At 31.5% G+C, this 16989-nt stretch carries 15 protein-coding genes; 7 read left to right on the plus strand and 8 right to left on the minus strand.

Annotated features, from left to right (window positions below; genetic code table 11):
* Positions 1-86 precede the first annotated feature (86 nt).
* On the minus strand, positions 87-857 hold the full coding sequence (locus ACREVU_RS09880) for a sulfite exporter TauE/SafE family protein (protein ID WP_431551431.1): 771 nt from the start codon (positions 855-857) through the stop codon (positions 87-89).
* 385 nt (positions 858-1242) lie between these two features.
* Here ACREVU_RS09880 and ACREVU_RS09885 point away from each other — a divergent pair, with 385 nt between their 5' ends.
* Genes ACREVU_RS09885 through ACREVU_RS09895 form a run of 3 tightly spaced genes read left to right on the plus strand, consistent with a single transcriptional unit; the run spans position 1243 to position 4382 of the window.
* On the plus strand, positions 1243-1497 hold the full coding sequence (locus ACREVU_RS09885) for a (2Fe-2S) ferredoxin domain-containing protein (protein WP_431551432.1): 255 nt from the start codon (positions 1243-1245) through the stop codon (positions 1495-1497).
* A complete protein-coding gene (locus ACREVU_RS09890) occupies positions 1490-3208 on the plus strand; it encodes a [Fe-Fe] hydrogenase large subunit C-terminal domain-containing protein (RefSeq protein ID WP_431551433.1) in 1719 nt (572 codons plus the stop codon). Before ACREVU_RS09885 ends, ACREVU_RS09890 begins: the two co-directional genes overlap by 8 nt.
* Positions 3201-4382: a SpoIIE family protein phosphatase gene (locus ACREVU_RS09895; RefSeq protein WP_431551434.1), complete on the plus strand. Its 1182-nt coding sequence runs from the start codon at positions 3201-3203 to the stop codon at positions 4380-4382. The genes ACREVU_RS09890 and ACREVU_RS09895 overlap by 8 nt, the downstream gene beginning before the upstream one ends.
* 63 nt (positions 4383-4445) lie before the next feature.
* On the opposite strand, the gene ACREVU_RS09900 is transcribed toward ACREVU_RS09895, so the two are convergent.
* From ACREVU_RS09900 to ACREVU_RS09910, 3 genes are read right to left on the minus strand one after another with little or no spacing between them, the layout of a single operon-like run.
* Positions 4446-6179, minus strand: coding sequence for an NADH-dependent [FeFe] hydrogenase, group A6 (locus ACREVU_RS09900; RefSeq protein WP_431551435.1), 1734 nt, complete (start codon positions 6177-6179; stop codon positions 4446-4448).
* A gap of 48 nt (positions 6180-6227) precedes the next feature.
* Positions 6228-8123 (minus strand): NADH-ubiquinone oxidoreductase-F iron-sulfur binding region domain-containing protein, encoded by a 1896-nt coding sequence (locus ACREVU_RS09905; protein ID WP_431551436.1) that lies wholly within the window; start codon positions 8121-8123, stop codon positions 6228-6230.
* A 12-nt stretch (positions 8124-8135) separates the two neighbouring features.
* Positions 8136-8615 carry an NADH-quinone oxidoreductase subunit NuoE family protein gene (locus ACREVU_RS09910; RefSeq protein ID WP_431551437.1) on the minus strand — a complete coding sequence of 160 codons (480 nt, stop codon included), beginning with the start codon at positions 8613-8615 and terminating at the stop codon, positions 8136-8138.
* A 951-nt stretch (positions 8616-9566) separates the two neighbouring features.
* Between ACREVU_RS09910 and ACREVU_RS09915 the strand changes: the two genes are divergently transcribed.
* Positions 9567-9779 carry a heavy-metal-associated domain-containing protein gene (locus ACREVU_RS09915; RefSeq protein WP_216157983.1) on the plus strand — a complete coding sequence of 71 codons (213 nt, stop codon included), beginning with the start codon at positions 9567-9569 and terminating at the stop codon, positions 9777-9779.
* Between the two features lie 595 nt (positions 9780-10374).
* Here the strand turns inward: ACREVU_RS09915 and ACREVU_RS09920 are convergent.
* Together ACREVU_RS09920 and ACREVU_RS09925 are read right to left on the minus strand one after the other, a co-directional pair.
* Positions 10375-11232, minus strand: a complete 858-nt coding sequence (locus tag ACREVU_RS09920; RefSeq protein ID WP_431551438.1) for a phage holin family protein — start codon at positions 11230-11232, stop codon at positions 10375-10377.
* A gap of 125 nt (positions 11233-11357) precedes the next feature.
* Entirely contained in the window at positions 11358-11849 is a 492-nt protein-coding gene (locus ACREVU_RS09925; protein WP_431551439.1) for a metallophosphoesterase family protein, read from the minus strand.
* A 185-nt stretch (positions 11850-12034) separates the two neighbouring features.
* On the opposite strand from ACREVU_RS09925, the gene ACREVU_RS09930 reads away from it, so the two are divergent.
* The 3 genes from ACREVU_RS09930 (at position 12035) to ACREVU_RS09940 (ending at position 14727) form a co-directional block, all read left to right on the plus strand.
* On the plus strand, positions 12035-12745 hold the full coding sequence (locus ACREVU_RS09930) for a DUF8091 domain-containing protein (RefSeq protein WP_431551440.1): 711 nt from the start codon (positions 12035-12037) through the stop codon (positions 12743-12745).
* A 142-nt stretch (positions 12746-12887) separates the two neighbouring features.
* Positions 12888-13535 carry a L,D-transpeptidase family protein gene (locus tag ACREVU_RS09935; RefSeq protein WP_431551441.1) on the plus strand — a complete coding sequence of 216 codons (648 nt, stop codon included), beginning with the start codon at positions 12888-12890 and terminating at the stop codon, positions 13533-13535.
* A gap of 214 nt (positions 13536-13749) precedes the next feature.
* A complete protein-coding gene (locus tag ACREVU_RS09940) occupies positions 13750-14727 on the plus strand; it encodes a 2-hydroxyacid dehydrogenase (RefSeq protein ID WP_431551442.1) in 978 nt (325 codons plus the stop codon).
* Between the two features lie 59 nt (positions 14728-14786).
* Here ACREVU_RS09940 and ACREVU_RS09945 read toward each other — a convergent pair whose 3' ends face one another.
* Together ACREVU_RS09945 and ACREVU_RS09950 are read right to left on the minus strand one after the other, a co-directional pair.
* On the minus strand, positions 14787-16178 hold the full coding sequence (locus ACREVU_RS09945) for a PLP-dependent cysteine synthase family protein (RefSeq protein ID WP_431551443.1): 1392 nt from the start codon (positions 16176-16178) through the stop codon (positions 14787-14789).
* A gap of 29 nt (positions 16179-16207) precedes the next feature.
* On the minus strand, positions 16208-16849 hold the full coding sequence (locus ACREVU_RS09950) for a helix-turn-helix transcriptional regulator (RefSeq protein WP_431551444.1): 642 nt from the start codon (positions 16847-16849) through the stop codon (positions 16208-16210).
* Positions 16850-16989: the final 140 nt, after the last annotated feature.

The following is a 16989-nucleotide window of genomic DNA, read 5'->3' on the forward strand; positions in this document are numbered from 1 at the left end:
CACAATTAAGACTGATTAATGGTTTTAGTTGTGGATATTTTTTAAAGCAGGGTGAAACTCATATTTCACGACATGATTTATTTATATTATTTATAAATATTAATTATCATCATTACTGCTGCTAATAGATTTGTTAAAACAAATATTTTTTTCAAGTTCTTAGGTTTACTTTTAACAGCATATTTGCTTCCGACTATTCCTCCAATTACGGCAACAATAGTAAGCGGTATGGCAAGCTGAGGATTAAAATCACCATGAATACTATGGCCTATAAACCCCATTAAGGCTGTAGCTGTAACCATGGCAGATGAAGTTCCAACTGCTATTTCCATAGGTATACCACACAACATAACCATCAGTGGGATTTTAAAAGCTCCACCTGAAATACCAATAGCACCAGCAAAGAAACCCACTGTAGCTGTAATGGGTATAGTAATCCATAGGTTAACGGTATATTTATAGTTTCCAAAAGTTCTGTTCCAATATCCGAATTTATTCTTTTGTTCATTTGGTTTTTCTTTTATTGGTATAAGCATAAAAACTGATATTATTATTAATAATATGGCAAACATTAGTTTTAATGTTGTTCCTTCCATATTTCCAGCATAATATCCTCCAACAAAAGCCATGATATCAGTAGGGGGATCTATAATAAGCGCTAGCTTCCAATCAATTTTTTTATGTTTACTAAAAATAAGCATTGCAGAAAGTGAAGTTCCCATCATAATTAGTTGTGAAGTGGTAGCTGCATTCTGCATTGAAACACCAGCGAGCACCATTGCTAAGACATAGAAGTTACCGCCACCTTTTCCTACCATTGACATGGAAATAGCTATAATTAATATTATGATACTCATTAGTAGTATTGAATTCACACCAATCACTTCTTTCTAATTAATACTATTCAAATTATCATGATTTTTTAAAGCATAGCTTCAACTCCTTAACTAAGTTATACTTTCTAATTTGTCTATTATATTAACGTATACGTATATGTGTATATTATAACTGTTTGTTGGCATATGTCAATAACTATTATGTGAAACGTGCACTAGATAGGAGAAAGAGTTATCAAAATAATAGAATGCTGTTCTATATTAAAATAATAAAAGGATTGTTAATAAAAAATCAAGGTTTCTATATTAATTTTCGAATAATTGTTGTAAAATTCAATCATAGGGATGTAAATTTAAAATCATTATAAATTAATATAGAGTAAATTTATTTGAAGGGATGATAGTGATGATAACTATTAGTGTTTGCGTGGGGAGTGCTTGTCATTTAAAAGGGTCTCATAAAGTAATACAAGAGTTACAAAGATTAATCGCAGAAAATAAGGTGGAAAATAGGGTGGAACTTAAAGGAGCATTTTGTATTGGAAGATGCACAGAGGGAGTTTCTGCAACTGTGAATGATGATGAATTTTTCTCGCTTAATGAGAATAATGTAGAGTCATTTTTTAATGAAACTATAATGAGAGGGCTAGCAAATGAGTAATATTAATTTTTCTAAAGCCGAGTGTACAAGTTGCTATAAATGCCTTCGTTCGTGTCCTGTTAAAGCAATAAAATTTGAAAATGACCAAGCTATGATAGATGAAGAAAGATGTATAGAATGTGGTCATTGCCTTACTGTATGTCCACAAAATGCTAGGGAAATTAAAAGTGATTTGGAAATTGTAAAAAAAGCTATAAGCTCTGGTAAAAAAGTTATAGTAAGTTTAGCACCTTCCTTTGCCGGTTATTTTGATGTGCCATATGGTAAAGTTGTGTCAGCTTTAAAGTTACTAGGATTTAGTATAATAGAAGAAACTGCTGTAGGAGCTGAGATAGTGGCTGAGTTATATAATGATTATATTGAAGAGAACAAGCAAGATGTTTATATAACCACAGCATGCCCATCAGCTAACTACTTGGTAGAAAAATATTATGAAGAAGTTATCCCATATCTTATCCCTATGGTATCGCCAATGATAGCCCATGGAAAACTATTAAAGAGAGAATTTAGAGGGGATAGCTTTGTTGTATTTATAGGACCATGCCTGGCAAAAAAATCTGAGTTTGAGTATTTTCAAAAAGATAATGTGATTGATGCGGTATTAACTTTTGATGAATTAAATTCATGGATTATGGAAATGGGAATAGAAATAAATAGCATACAGGAAGAAAAATTTAATATTAACCCATATAGTAAAGGCCAAGGATTTCCTATTGGTGGTGGTATTATTGAAGCAATGGGTGAGAAATTAAAACAAAGTTCACTAAGTGTTATTACTGTAAGTGGTATGGAAGAGTGCATAGAAGTATTTAATAGTATTAAGAATGGCGACTTAAAGGGAGTAGTAATAGAAGCTAGTGCATGCAAGGGAAGCTGTATTGGCGGACCAGTAATGGTCAAAAATGGTGAAAATTATTATACAAAATTGAAAAAAATTAAAAACTATATAAAGAGTCGTAAAAACTATAATGATCCGATAAATACTGAGATTCCTAAAAATATAGATTTTAATAGAGAGTTTGCTCTTAAGTCCATTAAAAGGACTATTGCAACTGAAGAAGAGATTATAGCTATTTTGAAAAAAATGGATAAATTTGAGCCGAAGGATGAATTAAATTGTGGTGTGTGTGGATACAACTCTTGTAGACTAAAGGCTCAAGCTATATTTGAAGGTATGGCGGAAACTACTATGTGTTTACACTATATGAGAAATAGGGCAGAAAGCCTTTCTAATGAGATTGTTGAAAATACGGCCTCTAATCTAATTCTATTAGATGGGGAAATGAATGTACGAGAGATTAATCCTGCTGCTAAGGCTATATTTAAAATAGAATCTCAAAATATAATAGGGAAACCTATATCATTACTTATAGATGATACTGATTTTAGAAAGGTGAGAGAAACTGGAGAAAGTATAATGGGCAAAAAAGTTGCTTATACACAATATGGTGTAGTGTTTATAGAAAATATAGTGTACCTTCCTAAGCAAGACATGGTACTGGCAAGTATGATTAATATCATAGCTGAAGAGAAAAACAAAAAAGAGTTAATGAAGGTAAAAACTAATACTTTAAATGCTGCCCAAGAGGTTATAGAAAAACAGATGAGGGTTGCCCAAGAAATTGCAAGTTTACTTGGGGAAACTACTGCAGAGACTAAAATTATTTTAACTAAGCTAAAGAAAATAGTAGCAGGTGAAGATAGTGAATAAAAGGGATTTGTTTATTGATGTAGCTTATGATAGTTTGATAAAAAAAGATGAGGAACTTTGTGGGGATAGGGTAGAAATAATAAGACTTGAAGACAGCACTATAATTGTCATGGCAGATGGTCTAGGTAGTGGGGTTAAAGCCAATATATTAGCCTCGCTAACATCTAAAATTGCCAGTACTATGCTTAAAGAAGGAGCGGACATCTATGAAACTGTAGATACTATTGTAAACACTCTACCGGTATGTAAGGTACGCCAAATTGCTTACTGTACCTTTACTCTGATGAAAATTTATAATGATGGAAGAGCTTATATTGCAGAGTATGATAATCCACCTTTCTTTTTGATAAGGAATAATGAGGGTATTGAAATGGAGAAAAAAGAAAGTATTATCAATGAAAAAAAAGTAGTTGAAAGTCAATTTACACTGCAAGAAGGTGATGTTCTTACGGTTGTAAGTGATGGATGTATTCACGCAGGCATTGGCAACATATTAAATTTAGGTTGGAGTTGGGAGAATGTTCAAAATTACTTAATTAGAAATGCTCAATGTAGACGAAGCGCAAAAAATATTGAAAAAGATTTAATTCAGGTATGCTGGGATTTATATGGGGGGAAACCTGGAGATGACACTACGATTGTATGTGTAAAAGTTAGAAAGCCTGAAATTATTGATCTATTTACTGGGCCTCCTAAGGATGAGCGAAATGACAGCAATGTTATTAAAGAATTTATGAATGGAAATGGGAAAAAGGTAATTTGTGGGGGGACAACCTCTAATATTGTAAGCAGAGAACTTGGCCGAAAGCTTAAAGTGAATTTAGACTTTTATGATAAAGATGTACCCCCTACGGCAACTATGGATGGAATAGATCTAATAACAGAAGGGGTTTTAACTTTAAGCAAGGCATTAGAAAAGTTAAGTAAGTATGAAGCTGATTTTTCAAAACAAGAATCTTATTGTGATTTAGATGGTAAAGACGGAGCTAGCAGACTTGTTAAAATGCTAATAGAAGATTGTACTCATTTTAATTTATGGGTAGGAAAGGCTATAAATCCAGCACATCAAAATCCGAATTTCCCAATAGATTTGAGTATTAAATTAAAGCTTGTCAATGAACTAGCGGAGCATATGAAAAAATTAGGGAAACATGTAAACATTAATTATCTATAAAAAAAACAGCAGATTAATCGAGGCACAGGCCACGTTTAATCTGCTGTTTTTCATAGATGCTATTTAGTGTTTTGAGTAATGTGTATGAAGAAGTTCATGAGCTTTTTCACCGTATGGCTCTCCAAGGAATTCTTTATATAGTTTTTTAATATATGGGTTATCGTGGGATTTTCTTATAGTCTTATTTTTATCTTCACCATATAAAACAGCCATTCTCTTTTCTATTATATCTTCATAATCAGTTGAATAAGGCTGTCCGCCACCATTAATACATCCACCAGGACAAGCCATAATTTCGATTAAATGGTAATTGGCTTCTCCTGAGCGAATAGCTTCTAACAATTTACGAGCATTTCCAAGTCCACTAGCGATAGCGACTTTAACATCCATGTCATTAATTTTTACGCAAGCTTCTTTTATACCTTCTAAACCTCTTACAGCCTCAAAATCTACACTTTCAAGTGTTTCATTTGTTAACCACTCATAAGCAGTACGAAGGGCCGCTTCCATAACTCCACCAGAGGTACCAAAGAGTACTCCCGCTCCGGTAGATTCTCCAAGTGGATTATCAAATTCTTCTTCTGGTAATGAATTAAAATCAATTCCAGCCTCTTTAATCATTTTAGCTAGTTCTCTTGTACTTATAACTATATCTACATCTGGAACCCCATTGGTAGACATTTCTGGCCGTGCAGCTTCATATTTCTTTGCAAGACAAGGCATTACAGATACAACTATCATATCTTTTGCCTCTACATTCATTTTTTCTGCAAGATATGTTTTAGCAATAGCACCCCACATTTGTTGAGGTGATTTACAAGTAGATGGAATATCTAATAAATCACTAAATTGATGTTCAAAGAAATTAACCCAAGCAGGACAACAACTTGTAAGCATTGGAAGTTTTCCGCCATGTTGTAATCTATGAGCAAATTCGCTAGCTTCCTCCATTATTGTTAAATCAGCTGCAAAATCAGTATCAAATACTTTAGTAAATCCTAAAGCTCTTAGTGCTGCAACCATTTTACCAGTAACAGCAGTACCATGTTCAATTCCAAATTCTTCACCTAGTGCAGCTCTAACTGCAGGAGCAGTTTGAACAACAACAACCTTTTCCTTTTGGTCTAAAGCATTCCAAACTTTAGAAGTATTATTAACCTCTGTTAATGCTCCAGTTGGACATACAGAAACACATTTTCCACAGAAAGTACAAGTGGTTTCTCCTATTGGTAATGAAAAAGCAGTGGATACAACAGTGTTAAAGCCTCTGCCTATACCGGAAATAGCTCCAACAGTTTGAATTTCATTACAGACAGTTTCACAACGTCTGCATAATATACATTTATCTAAATTCCTAACAATAGAACTACTGGAATTATCTACAGGATAAGTTGACATTTCACCTTTATAACGAATTTCACGAATGCCTAATTCTGCAGCTAATCGTTGTAATTCACACTGAGTATTTTTATCACATAATAAGCAGTCTTGTGGATGGTCGGATAAAATTAATTCAAGCACAGTTCTACGTGCTTTAGTAGCTCTAATTGAATTTGTTTTAACAATCATTCCCTCCGTAGCAGGAGTTGAGCAGGCAGGAGCTAAGTTTCTTCGACCTACTACTTCAACAACACACACACGACAAGAACCTGGATGGTTTGTAGTTTTTCCATCATGCATATTTAAGTGACATAGTGTGGGTATGTTTATATTTAATATTTTAGCAGCTTGTAGAATAGTTGAGCCTTCTTCTACGTGGACTTTGTTTTCATTTATAGTAAGGGTAATTAAACTCACAGCGTGCACCTCTTTCTTATATTTCTATATTTTAGATTTACTAACATATTATTTTTTTATAATTGCATTAACCGGGCACGCAACTTGGCAGGCACCACATTTAATACATTTATCTTGGTCAATAACATGTAATGTTTTAACTTTTCCGCTGATACAATTAACAGGACATTGTCTTGCGCATTTTGTGCATCCGATACATTTATCCGTGATAGTGTATCTTAGTAAGTTCTTGCATACTCCAGCTGGACAAGTTTTGTCATATACATGAGCTTCATATTCACTCATAAAGTATTTTAAAGTGCTTAACACTGGATTTGGAGCAGTTTGCCCAAGTCCACAAAGTGAAGTATCTTTAATTGTATTTGCAAGTGATTTTAGCTTGTGTAAATCTAGTTTTGTCCCATTTCCTTTTGAAATCTTATCTAACATTTCCAGAAGACGTTTATTTCCAATTCTACAAGGAGAACACTTACCACAAGATTCTTCTACAGTGAATTCTAAATAGAATTTAGCTATATCAATCATACAATTATCTTCATCCATAACAATCATACCACCAGAACCCATCATAGATCCAATAGCACTTAGGGATTCATAATCAATTGGAGTATCCAAAAACTCTGCTGTAATACATCCGCCTGATGGACCACCTGTTTGAACAGCTTTAAATTCACGACCGTTCTTAATTCCGCCACCGATATCAAATATGATTTCTCGAAGGGTAGTACCCATTGGAACTTCTACTAGTCCAACGTTATTAATTTTACCTGCAAGAGCGAAAACTTTTGTTCCTTTAGATGTTGCTGTTCCTATAGAACTATACCATGCAGCACCTTTATTAATGATAGCTGGAATATTTGCAAGAGTTTCAACATTGTTAACACAAGTTGGTTTATTCCATAATCCACTTTGAGCTGGGAATGGTGGCTTATTAGTTGGTTCTCCACGTTGACCCTCAATGGATTGAATTAATGCAGTTTCTTCTCCACATACAAAAGCGCCAGCACCATATTTAATCTCTATATCAAAGCTAAAATTTGTTCCTAAAATGTTTTTTCCAAGAAGGCCACATTCGCGAGCTTGGTCTATAGCTGTTCTTAATCTGCTAATGGCAAGAGGGTACTCAGCTCTAATGTAAATATTACCAATTGAAGCACCAATACTATAACCAGCTATTGCCATAGCTTCTAGAACACTATGAGGGTCACCTTCAAGAATAGAGCGGTCCATAAAAGCCCCAGGGTCTCCTTCATCAGCATTACAAATTATATATTTTTGATCAGCATCGTACATTTTTGCAAAGGCCCATTTCTTACCTGTTGGAAAGCCGCCGCCGCCTCTGCCTCGAAGTCCTGAGTCAATCATTAATTTTATAATATCATCCTGAGACATTTCTGTAATTACCTTGCCTAAGGCTAAGTAACCATCTTCTGCTATGTATTCTTTTATATCTTCAGGATTAATAAGACCACAGTTTCTAAGGGCAATTCTTACTTGCTTTTTATAGAAAGGCATATCCTCTTGTTTTTTTACTTTTATTTTTGAACTTGGTTCTTCAAATAAAAGTCTTTCAATAACGTTGCCCTTTAATAAATGCTCTTTAACTATTTCCTCTGCATCACTTGGTTTAACATTAACGTAGAATACGTTATCAGGTGAGATTTTTACTATGGGACCTTTTTCACAAAATCCAAAACAACCAGTTATAGCAGCAGTTACTTCATCAGTTAGTCCATTAGCTGCAATTTCACTTTGAAGATTTGCGAGTATTTCATCACTTTGAGCTGACTTACAGCCTGTGCCACCGCAAATTGATAAATATCGGCAGCATCTATTACCTTCAGAAGTCTTTTCAAGTTCTTCGTTTATCTTTCTCATTTCTAGTAATGTATTATATCTATTTTGAATTTCTTTAAGTTCATTAAAAGTATTAATTTTATTCAATATAGTTCCCTCCTACTTCGCATAATCTGCTAGTATTTTGTCTACTTGATCTACTGTAACATGTCCATAAACTTTGTCATTTACAGTTACTACAGGCGCAAGGCCACAAGCACCTACACACCTTAATGAGCCTAATGTAAATCTACCATTTTCAGTAGTTTCGCCATTTTTAACCTTTAACTTCTTTTGAAACTCATCAAGCACATCGCCAGAACCTCTAACGAAACAAGCAGTTCCCATGCAAACATTTATTACATATTCACCCCTTGGTTTAATAGTGAAGTAGGAATAAAAAGTTACAACACCATAAACTTTAGAAACTGGGATACTTAATTTTTCTGCTACAAAAGATTGTACCTCTTGAGGTAAGTAGCCAAATAAGCCTTGTGCTTTGTGAAGCACTTCGATAAGAGCACCCTCTTTACTTGGAAGGTCATTAATAAACTTTTCTAAAACTTTGAAATCTTCTCCCTTTAAACAATTAGAACACACTACAACATACCTCCTTTAAAATCTATGATTACATATAGATGAGTATAAATTTTAAATTAAAACCCACTATATGATTGTGCATTGCGTTGAAATATTGTGAAAAATTAAACTTTAACAAATAATCTTATAATTATTTTTTTGTGAACATATGAAAGAATGTCATTAATGTGTGAAACATATTTAAAAATCATAGAGGTACATCGCAATAAATTTCAATGCGAATCTTATTATTCATATATTCATATAATTTCAAGCACACTGCATCTAATATATTATAATAGAAATTAATCAAAAAATCTAGTAAATAATTAGTTAATTTTGATTATTGCAAATATAAGGAAAAATATAGTGAAAAGCCTAAAATGTTATATAATTATGGAAAGTAAAAAAACAATATTTAATGGCGATTATAATTGTGGAAATATAGAAAAAAATAGTATAAATTAGGAAGTGGATACATATTATTTGATAATAATATGTTAATATTAGATGAACAGCAATGCTAAAATAAAAAATATGTAAAATATTGTATAAAACTGTTAGGTTAATGCTATTTATAATCACAGCAGCTAATAAGTTTGATAAAATAGCTAGTTCTATTAGCACAGTTTAACAAAAGGTAGATGAAGTAACAAATTTGCAACTTGTATTAAAAGAATTAGATATTTCTACTTTAAAATAATGAACAAGTTATCAAAACTGAAGATAGAATAAAATGTATATAAAGAATTTATTTTCGATTTTTGGATATAATATTCTAAATATAAGGGTACAAAATTTTTAGTGGGTCCATATAAGATTCTGCTAATTTAGTTGTAAGCGGTTTTTATTATGTCTGAATAAAAAAGAAATTTCACCATTATTATAAAATTAAGTTGACTTATTGATTATATAATTTAAAATGGAACATATATAATAATATAAATTAACAATTGAAAGGGGTATTATAAAATGAAGAAAAAAATATATATTGATGGAATGAGTTGTAGTCATTGTGTAAGTCATGTTAAGGAAGCCCTATTAGACATTGGTGCTATTAAAGTAAAAGTTGATTTAGAAGAAAAATTTGCAACAGCAGAATTTGAAGATGAAATAAATGATAGTGAAATTACAGAAGCCATTGAAGATGCAGGATATGAAGTTACTGAAATAGAGGAAGATTAGTTTAGAAACTATTTAGCTTAATGATTATAAATGCTAGTATAATTAACACTGCCCCTGTTCATTTTAATGAACAGGGGCAGTGTTAATTATATCTGAATTTATTTATATATTCTTCAAAGTCCCAATTAGATAAAAATTGTTTAGCACTTACATAGCCACCTTTATATAGGTGAATTGCAGTTTTTTTTTGGAAGGTTAAAATCTGTAGGCAGTACTCCATATGTTGGAATAATAACAGAGCGAATTAGATTTTCTTCATTTAAATATTCACTTGTGGTCTTATTAAACATAGTATGAGCCACTGCAATTAAAAATGGCAATGATTCATTAGATTTAAGATTATTGTTAATAGAAGGAGTTGTCTGGAATCTAAAGCCAATAGTGGGCCATCTAGGTATTGAATTTACATCGAAAATGGTTAGCGGGAAATTACAGGTAACACTCCCATCTACAATATAGGCAGTGCCAGAAGTGGTGTTAAGTTGTACAGGTTTAAAGTGAATGTAATGATAAATGGAACACTTTAAAAAAATTTAAACTAAAAGAGTAAAGAAAATAATAAATCCTAGATTAAATTAAAATCTAGGATTTACAATTATATTATCTTACGTGCATCAATTATTGTTTGATATAAAACTATTACAATATAATCAATAATTTGATTTTTTTTCTCGCTTATAGTTTTATTGGAATAACAAATGCTTTTAAGATTTAAAACGAATTTATCTAGTTTAGGTTGATTCTGCCAGGAAAGATTCACAATATATTTAGTTGGTATTTTTTCTTCTTCCCATTTTTTATTCATATCGTTAAAACCTAATTCTACTGTTGATAGTATCTTATAAAACAATATATCCGGATTACCAGAAGGCATTTTATCTATTAATAGGATTTGATTAATAATAGTTTTAATTACATCATACTTAATTTCTAAAAATCGTCGCATATATTTATCTTCAAAAGCAGGAATTTGATAATTTATTATATCATCCATATCTGGAGAATCATTTTTCTTGTTATTCGAGGTTTCTAATATAGTATTTAATCCAGGTATTTTTAGGGATTTAAATAATAAAGGTATAATATTAGCAATTATAGGCACTCCCAGTAAGGTTAGATTTTCTAAAATGCTTACACTTTCTGTAATCCCTAAAAAAGCTATAATAATTTGTGATAACATGCTTGTTGATATTAGTGGGTTTAGAATAGTCTCCAGTAACCTAACTGTAATTATGCAAAGCGTATAAGTGATGACTTTTTTAGTGGCTTTACGTAATCCAGTACTGGAAAATCTTTTGTATTTTATAGCGGTAGATATACCTGTGAAAGTATCTAGAATAATAAGCACTAAGAGAATGCCATATGAGACTTGCATGCTTGTAAATATCTCTGATAGAAATCCTATTATTCCAGATAATCCATATATTTTTGGCGAGTTTTCGTTTATAACCATTTTTTCATCTCCATCAATAGTGCATAAATGCAAATATGGAATAAATAATTTCAATAATTATCTATTCCATATAATATATGCAGTAATTAAGAGAAATGATATGGATGCGCTTTAATTGAAGAACTTCAATTGAAGAACTTCAATTGAACATCTATTTTTCTATCTTGTATTTCTAAAATAACATAGGAATACCATGGCTCACGTCTCTTATAGGAGGGAGAACCTGGATTTATCATGAGTATTTTATTCTTAGTCAAAATCAATGGCTGATGACTGTGACCAAAGACTATTATATCCACTTTATCTCCACTAAACTGGTTATAAGCTGTATCTAATGTGTTTTTGTTATTACCATGACCGTGGTACAAACCAATTTTATATCCTTCCACAGATATGATCATTTTTTCTTTTAATAAATCTCTAATGTATCCTTTGTCATTATTTCCCCATACTCCAACAAAGTTTTTATGCTCTCTTAATTTTGATACTATACTAGAGGAAACATAATCCCCAGCATGAATTATCATATCAGTATCTTTAGATATATTATCTATGAATTTGAAAATTTTATCGTTATGTTTTTTAACATGAGTATCAGATAATATCGCAATTTTCATATCTCATCACCTTCTAATAGTATATTATTATATAGTGTGCCTTGATACACAAATAGTATTTAAGTATATATATAAATATAATACAATACATCACCAAATTAATTCCTTTATCATGACATTTTTGGTATGATTATTGTATAATAAATTATAACTAAATAATTGGAATTTATTTGCGAGGAGAAAAAATGGGACAAGCGGAAGAGGTAGTCTATGTTTTGGAGCAATCAGGAATAAATATAAATAACGAGAAATCACTTCATTCATCTATTAAGCAATGGTATGCTATGCCAGGGGATAGGTTAGAAGTAAAAGTTGATAAATACATAATTGATTTAGTAAGAGAAGATTCATTAATAGAAATACAAACAAGAAATTTCAGTGCTATTGGTAATAAACTAAGAGACTTGGTTAAATACAATGTGGTTAGGTTAGTACATCCCATAGCTATTGAAAAATATATAGTAACAATGGATGATTCGAATAAATTAATAAGCAGAAGAAAATCCCCTAAAAAGGGTAAATTACTGGATTTATTTGATGAGCTAATTAGAATACCTGATTTGATAGATGAAGAAAATTTTACATTAGAAATATTAATGACAAAAGAGGAAGAGATAAGATGTAAGGATGGTAAGGGAAGCTGGAGAAGAAAAGGTATTAGTATTGTGGATAGAAAGTTAGTGGAGGTTGTTGAAAAAGTCATTTTTGTGGATAAAAAAGATTTTTTAAGATTTCTACCGGAAGAATTACCAGAAAATTTTACAAATAAAGAATTGGCAAAGATATTAAAAATAACAGTATATAAGGCGAGGAAAGTAACATATTGCTTAAGAAAAATGGGAATTATTAAAGAAGTAGGAAAACTTCGAAATGAACTTATATTTGCAAAATGTTAAATTTTGTATAATAATATGGAGTATAGTACTTATAGAATTTATCAACTTTAATTTTTTTTATTTTGAAATAATATAATAAAGTAAGATTTAAAGTAAAAATAATGGAAAATATATAATATATAAGATAGAAAGGAAGATACAATTGAAAAAAAAGGATATAGTTATTGGAACATTACTTGCAGTGGGCGCAATAGGTGCCTATGAAATATATAAAAACAATTTTAAAGCATGCAATGCTAGTTTTTGTGAAGTAGATGAAGCGGATAAACAAATAATTTGGACTCTTGCGGGTGAGAACTTGTTTTTTACAAAGCCATTAAAAGAACCTCAGGATGTAGTTATTAAGGTATACAAGGGCCTAAGGACATTAGAATTATATGGAGATGATATATTAATAGGTAGATTTAAAATTGCCCTAGGGGGATCTGTAATTGGGAATAAGTATAAGGATAGCGATAAGAAAACTCCAGAAGGTAAATATTGTGTTTGCACAAGAAATGAAGAAAGTAAATATACTCTTTTCTTAGGGTTAAGTTACCCTAATATAGAAGATGCTAAAAGAGGATTACAAAATGGGTTAATAGATGAACTTGTATTTAAGGAAATAGAGACTCAAATTGAAAATGGGAAAAGGCCCGATTGGACAACTTCTTTAGGCGGATCAATAGGAATACATGGAGGTGGAAATCAAGGCGATTGGACCTGTGGATGTATGGCAGTGTCAGATGATGATATTAGGATTATTTGGAATTATGCTAAAATGAATACTCCTGTGGAAATATATGAATAAGAAAGAGGATTAGTATGTACATTGGATTCTTGGAGTAGAATATATATTAATAATATTTAAAAGATTAACTTTTTAGCAGGTATGTGATGAAGTATAATATAAATATATAATTTTTATAAATAAGGTGTATATTTAAAAATTATATTTTTAAACTGTAAAAATAAAGAAATATACTAGTACAACAGGATATTAGAATTACAGGAGGTGGAATATAATGGATAAGAAAAAAGTCTACATTACAAGAATGATACCAGATGATGTTATTGAACTTTTAGAAGAACATTTTATTGTAGAAATAAATTCACAAGATAGAGTTCTAACAAGAGAAGAGCTGTTAGAAAAGGTTAAAGGAATGGATGCGGTGTTATGTCTTATAACTGATAATATTGATGAAGAGGTGCTGGAGGCTGCTGGAAGTAAGTGTAAGATATTTGCTAATTACGGTGTGGGCTACAACAATATTGATATAACTGCAGCAACCCAAAGAGGTGTAATAATTACAAACACTCCTGGAGTATTGGATGATGCAACTGCAGATCTTGCATGGACACTGCTTATGGCGGTATCTAGAAGAATAGTATCAGCAGACAAATTTACAAGAAACGGTGCTTTTCAATGCTGGGATCCTATGATGTTTCTTGGACGAGACATCACTGGTAAGACACTAGGTGTTGTAGGAGCGGGGAGAATTGGGGTTAACTTTGCAAAGAAAGCTAAGGCTTTCGAAATGAAAATACTGTACACTGGTCTAAGGCATAATTCTAAAATTGAAGAAGAATTAGGTGCTATCTATGTGGATAAGGAAACATTGTTAAAGCAAGCTGATTTTGTTTCACTTCATGTACCACTATTGCCTTCTACCATTCATTATATTGGTGAAAAGGAATTTTCTATGATGAAAAAAACTTCAGTTATTGTTAATACATCTAGGGGCCCAGTAATTGATGAAAAAGAATTAGTTAAGGCCCTTAAGCAAGGTGAAATATGGGGAGCTGGGCTTGATGTGTATGAAAATGAGCCAGAAATTGAGCCAGAACTTCTAGATATGAACAATGTTGTAATCCTTCCACATATTGCTTCAGCCACTATGGAAACAAGAACAAATATGGGATTAATCGCAGCTAAAAACATCATTAAAGTGCTTCAGGGCAAAAACCCTGATACTTGTGTTAATAGTGAAGTATTAAAATAATAAGCTCAATAAAGCACTCCCATTCAAGATTAGTGAATAGGAGTGCTTAGTTTTAGGATTTAATATCCTCTTACTGTTTTTAACTTTTCATCAATACCTTTGATTTGACTTTGTTTTTCTATCCAATAATCTTGTGATTTTTGAGCATTTAGTTCCTGAACAGTTTTGCCTTGTTGTTCTACCCAAGTATAGTATTTTAAATTATGCCATCTCTTTCTAGTTGCATAGGTACCTTCTTGAATATAGTCTAGCTTAACATTTTTGAAAATACAGTTATATCTAACTGCAGCTTCAGTTTTGTCCATAGGACCAAATTCACTATCTAGATTATTCATTACGGAATGATATCTATCAATGGTATCAGTACAGATGGTGAATATATTATCGTTTTCAGTCATCTCATAATATTTAGCAGTTTTAATAGCTCCAATTATGTTACAAACACCAGAGATACCTAAAATTTGTGAAAGAGCCTCTACAGTTTCTTTTGACATACCAACTACATCTAGAAGATAATCTTTTCCAATATCACTTGTTAATAGCTGTAAGCCTTTTTTACTTTCCATATCATCAACACAGATCATTGCATCCATATTCATAACATTGTGTATCCAAGTAACATGTTTGTCTCCAATTCCTTGGATGTCATGGTCACCAAAGCCGTTACTATATATAGTTGGGCATTGAATTGGTTCTAAACCAATTATTTTTGTTTCAGGATATAATTGTTTTAATCTATCTCCTGAAGCTATAGTTCCTGAAGAGCCCATGGAAGAAACTAGTGCGGCAGCTCTGCCATTACCAATGCCTTTTTCTTTGAGCTCCTTTACTACCTTATCAATAGAATTACCTGTTACGTGATAGTGAAACATGTAATTTCCAAAACTCTCAAACTGATTTAAAATTTTGTTGTTAGGGCTTTCGGCCTTTAGTTCCCAGCATTTATCATATATTTCTTTAACACTACTTTCGCAACCAGATGTTTTAATATAAGTAGCACCATAATATTCAATTTTTTCAAAACGTTCTTTACTCATAAGTTCAGGAAGAATTACTTTTGTGGTATAACCCATACGAGGACCTGTCCAAGAACCACCTATACCATAATTACCTGTGGAAGGAAAGACAATAGTATCTTTGCCTGGTATTATTTCGCCAGCTAATTGTTTTTCCATAGTAACGGAATATGTTGCACCAACCTTATGGCTGCCTGTTGGGAAATTTTTGCTATACATAACTATTATATTTGCAGAAACACCGGTGAGTTCCTTCGGAATAACCATATAACATACCTTTCCATTATGGTCGGTCCAATTAATATTAAATAAATTTATAGGATCTAGTGGAGCTTCAATTCTTGCTTTTAAAGCTTTTTCTCTTATTTCAGAAGGTATTGTCTCTGGATTAAGCATCTCCTCAAAAGTGGGTCCCCAAACTAAATTTTTTGACATATTTTTATCCTCCTTGTTTTTAAATTATATTAAAATTTATTTTTAATATCTATATAATTGTAAATGGAGTATTTTGAAATACCAAAAAAGTTTGCTGTTTTGTCACCAGCCTTTGTAATTAAAAAAGCGCCGGCTTCATTAAGAAATTGAATAGCTTGTATTTTTTCTTCTTTACTCATAAGTGCCACAGGTTTACCTATATTTTTTACAGATTCGTCTAATAAGTCATCTAAAAGTTGATTAACATTCTGAGGGATTTGGTTTGCTTCATCAATATCTTCTTTATAACTAGTTAGAGAGTCTATGCAATTTTTAGCTATAGTTAATTCTGTAATATCGTAATTTATAGAAAATATACCCGTAGGTTTATTTTCACTATCTCGTATATAGATGGTACTTGATTTTAGAATTTTACCATCATGAGTTTTGGTAGTATAATTTAATTTATCCTCCAGGGATGTAGAAACATGTTTTAAAGCATTTAAAACAATCCGAGAAGCACTAGTACTTGTATCTCTGTGTGTGACATGACCATTTTCAATAAAGATAATTGGGTAATCTACATGATCGGATGATATGTCATGTATAACCACTTCACAATTTCGTCCAAATTGAACTGAAATACCTTTAGCTAATCTTTTTAGAAAATCTAAATTACAATCGTTTTCCATACATAACCTCACAATTCATATAATAGTGTCTGAAATTAAAAGAATATTACAAATGTTCCACAATTAAGTATAGCAATCTTTATTTTTAAAATCAATATAATTTACAAAAATAAAGTTGATTTACAAAAATTTTAGTAATA

It is taken from the genome of Clostridium sp. (genome assembly GCF_050717535.1).
Classification (GTDB): domain Bacteria; phylum Bacillota; class Clostridia; order Clostridiales; family Clostridiaceae; genus Clostridium_AD.

Coding starts and splice junctions, on each gene's coding strand:
- ACREVU_RS09880 (WP_431551431.1), bottom strand. CDS start 857: ATGAGTATCATAATATTAATTATAGCTATTTCCATGTCAATGGTAGGA.
- ACREVU_RS09950 (WP_431551444.1), bottom strand. CDS start 16,849: ATGGAAAACGATTGTAATTTAGATTTTCTAAAAAGATTAGCTAAAGGT.
- ACREVU_RS09890 (WP_431551433.1), top strand. CDS start 1,490: ATGAGTAATATTAATTTTTCTAAAGCCGAGTGTACAAGTTGCTATAAA.
- ACREVU_RS09885 (WP_431551432.1), top strand. CDS start 1,243: ATGATAACTATTAGTGTTTGCGTGGGGAGTGCTTGTCATTTAAAAGGG.
- ACREVU_RS09915 (WP_216157983.1), top strand. CDS start 9,567: ATGAAGAAAAAAATATATATTGATGGAATGAGTTGTAGTCATTGTGTA.
- ACREVU_RS09920 (WP_431551438.1), bottom strand. CDS start 11,232: ATGGTTATAAACGAAAACTCGCCAAAAATATATGGATTATCTGGAATA.
- ACREVU_RS09940 (WP_431551442.1), top strand. CDS start 13,750: ATGGATAAGAAAAAAGTCTACATTACAAGAATGATACCAGATGATGTT.
- ACREVU_RS09925 (WP_431551439.1), bottom strand. CDS start 11,849: ATGAAAATTGCGATATTATCTGATACTCATGTTAAAAAACATAACGAT.
- ACREVU_RS09945 (WP_431551443.1), bottom strand. CDS start 16,178: ATGTCAAAAAATTTAGTTTGGGGACCCACTTTTGAGGAGATGCTTAAT.
- ACREVU_RS09930 (WP_431551440.1), top strand. CDS start 12,035: ATGGGACAAGCGGAAGAGGTAGTCTATGTTTTGGAGCAATCAGGAATA.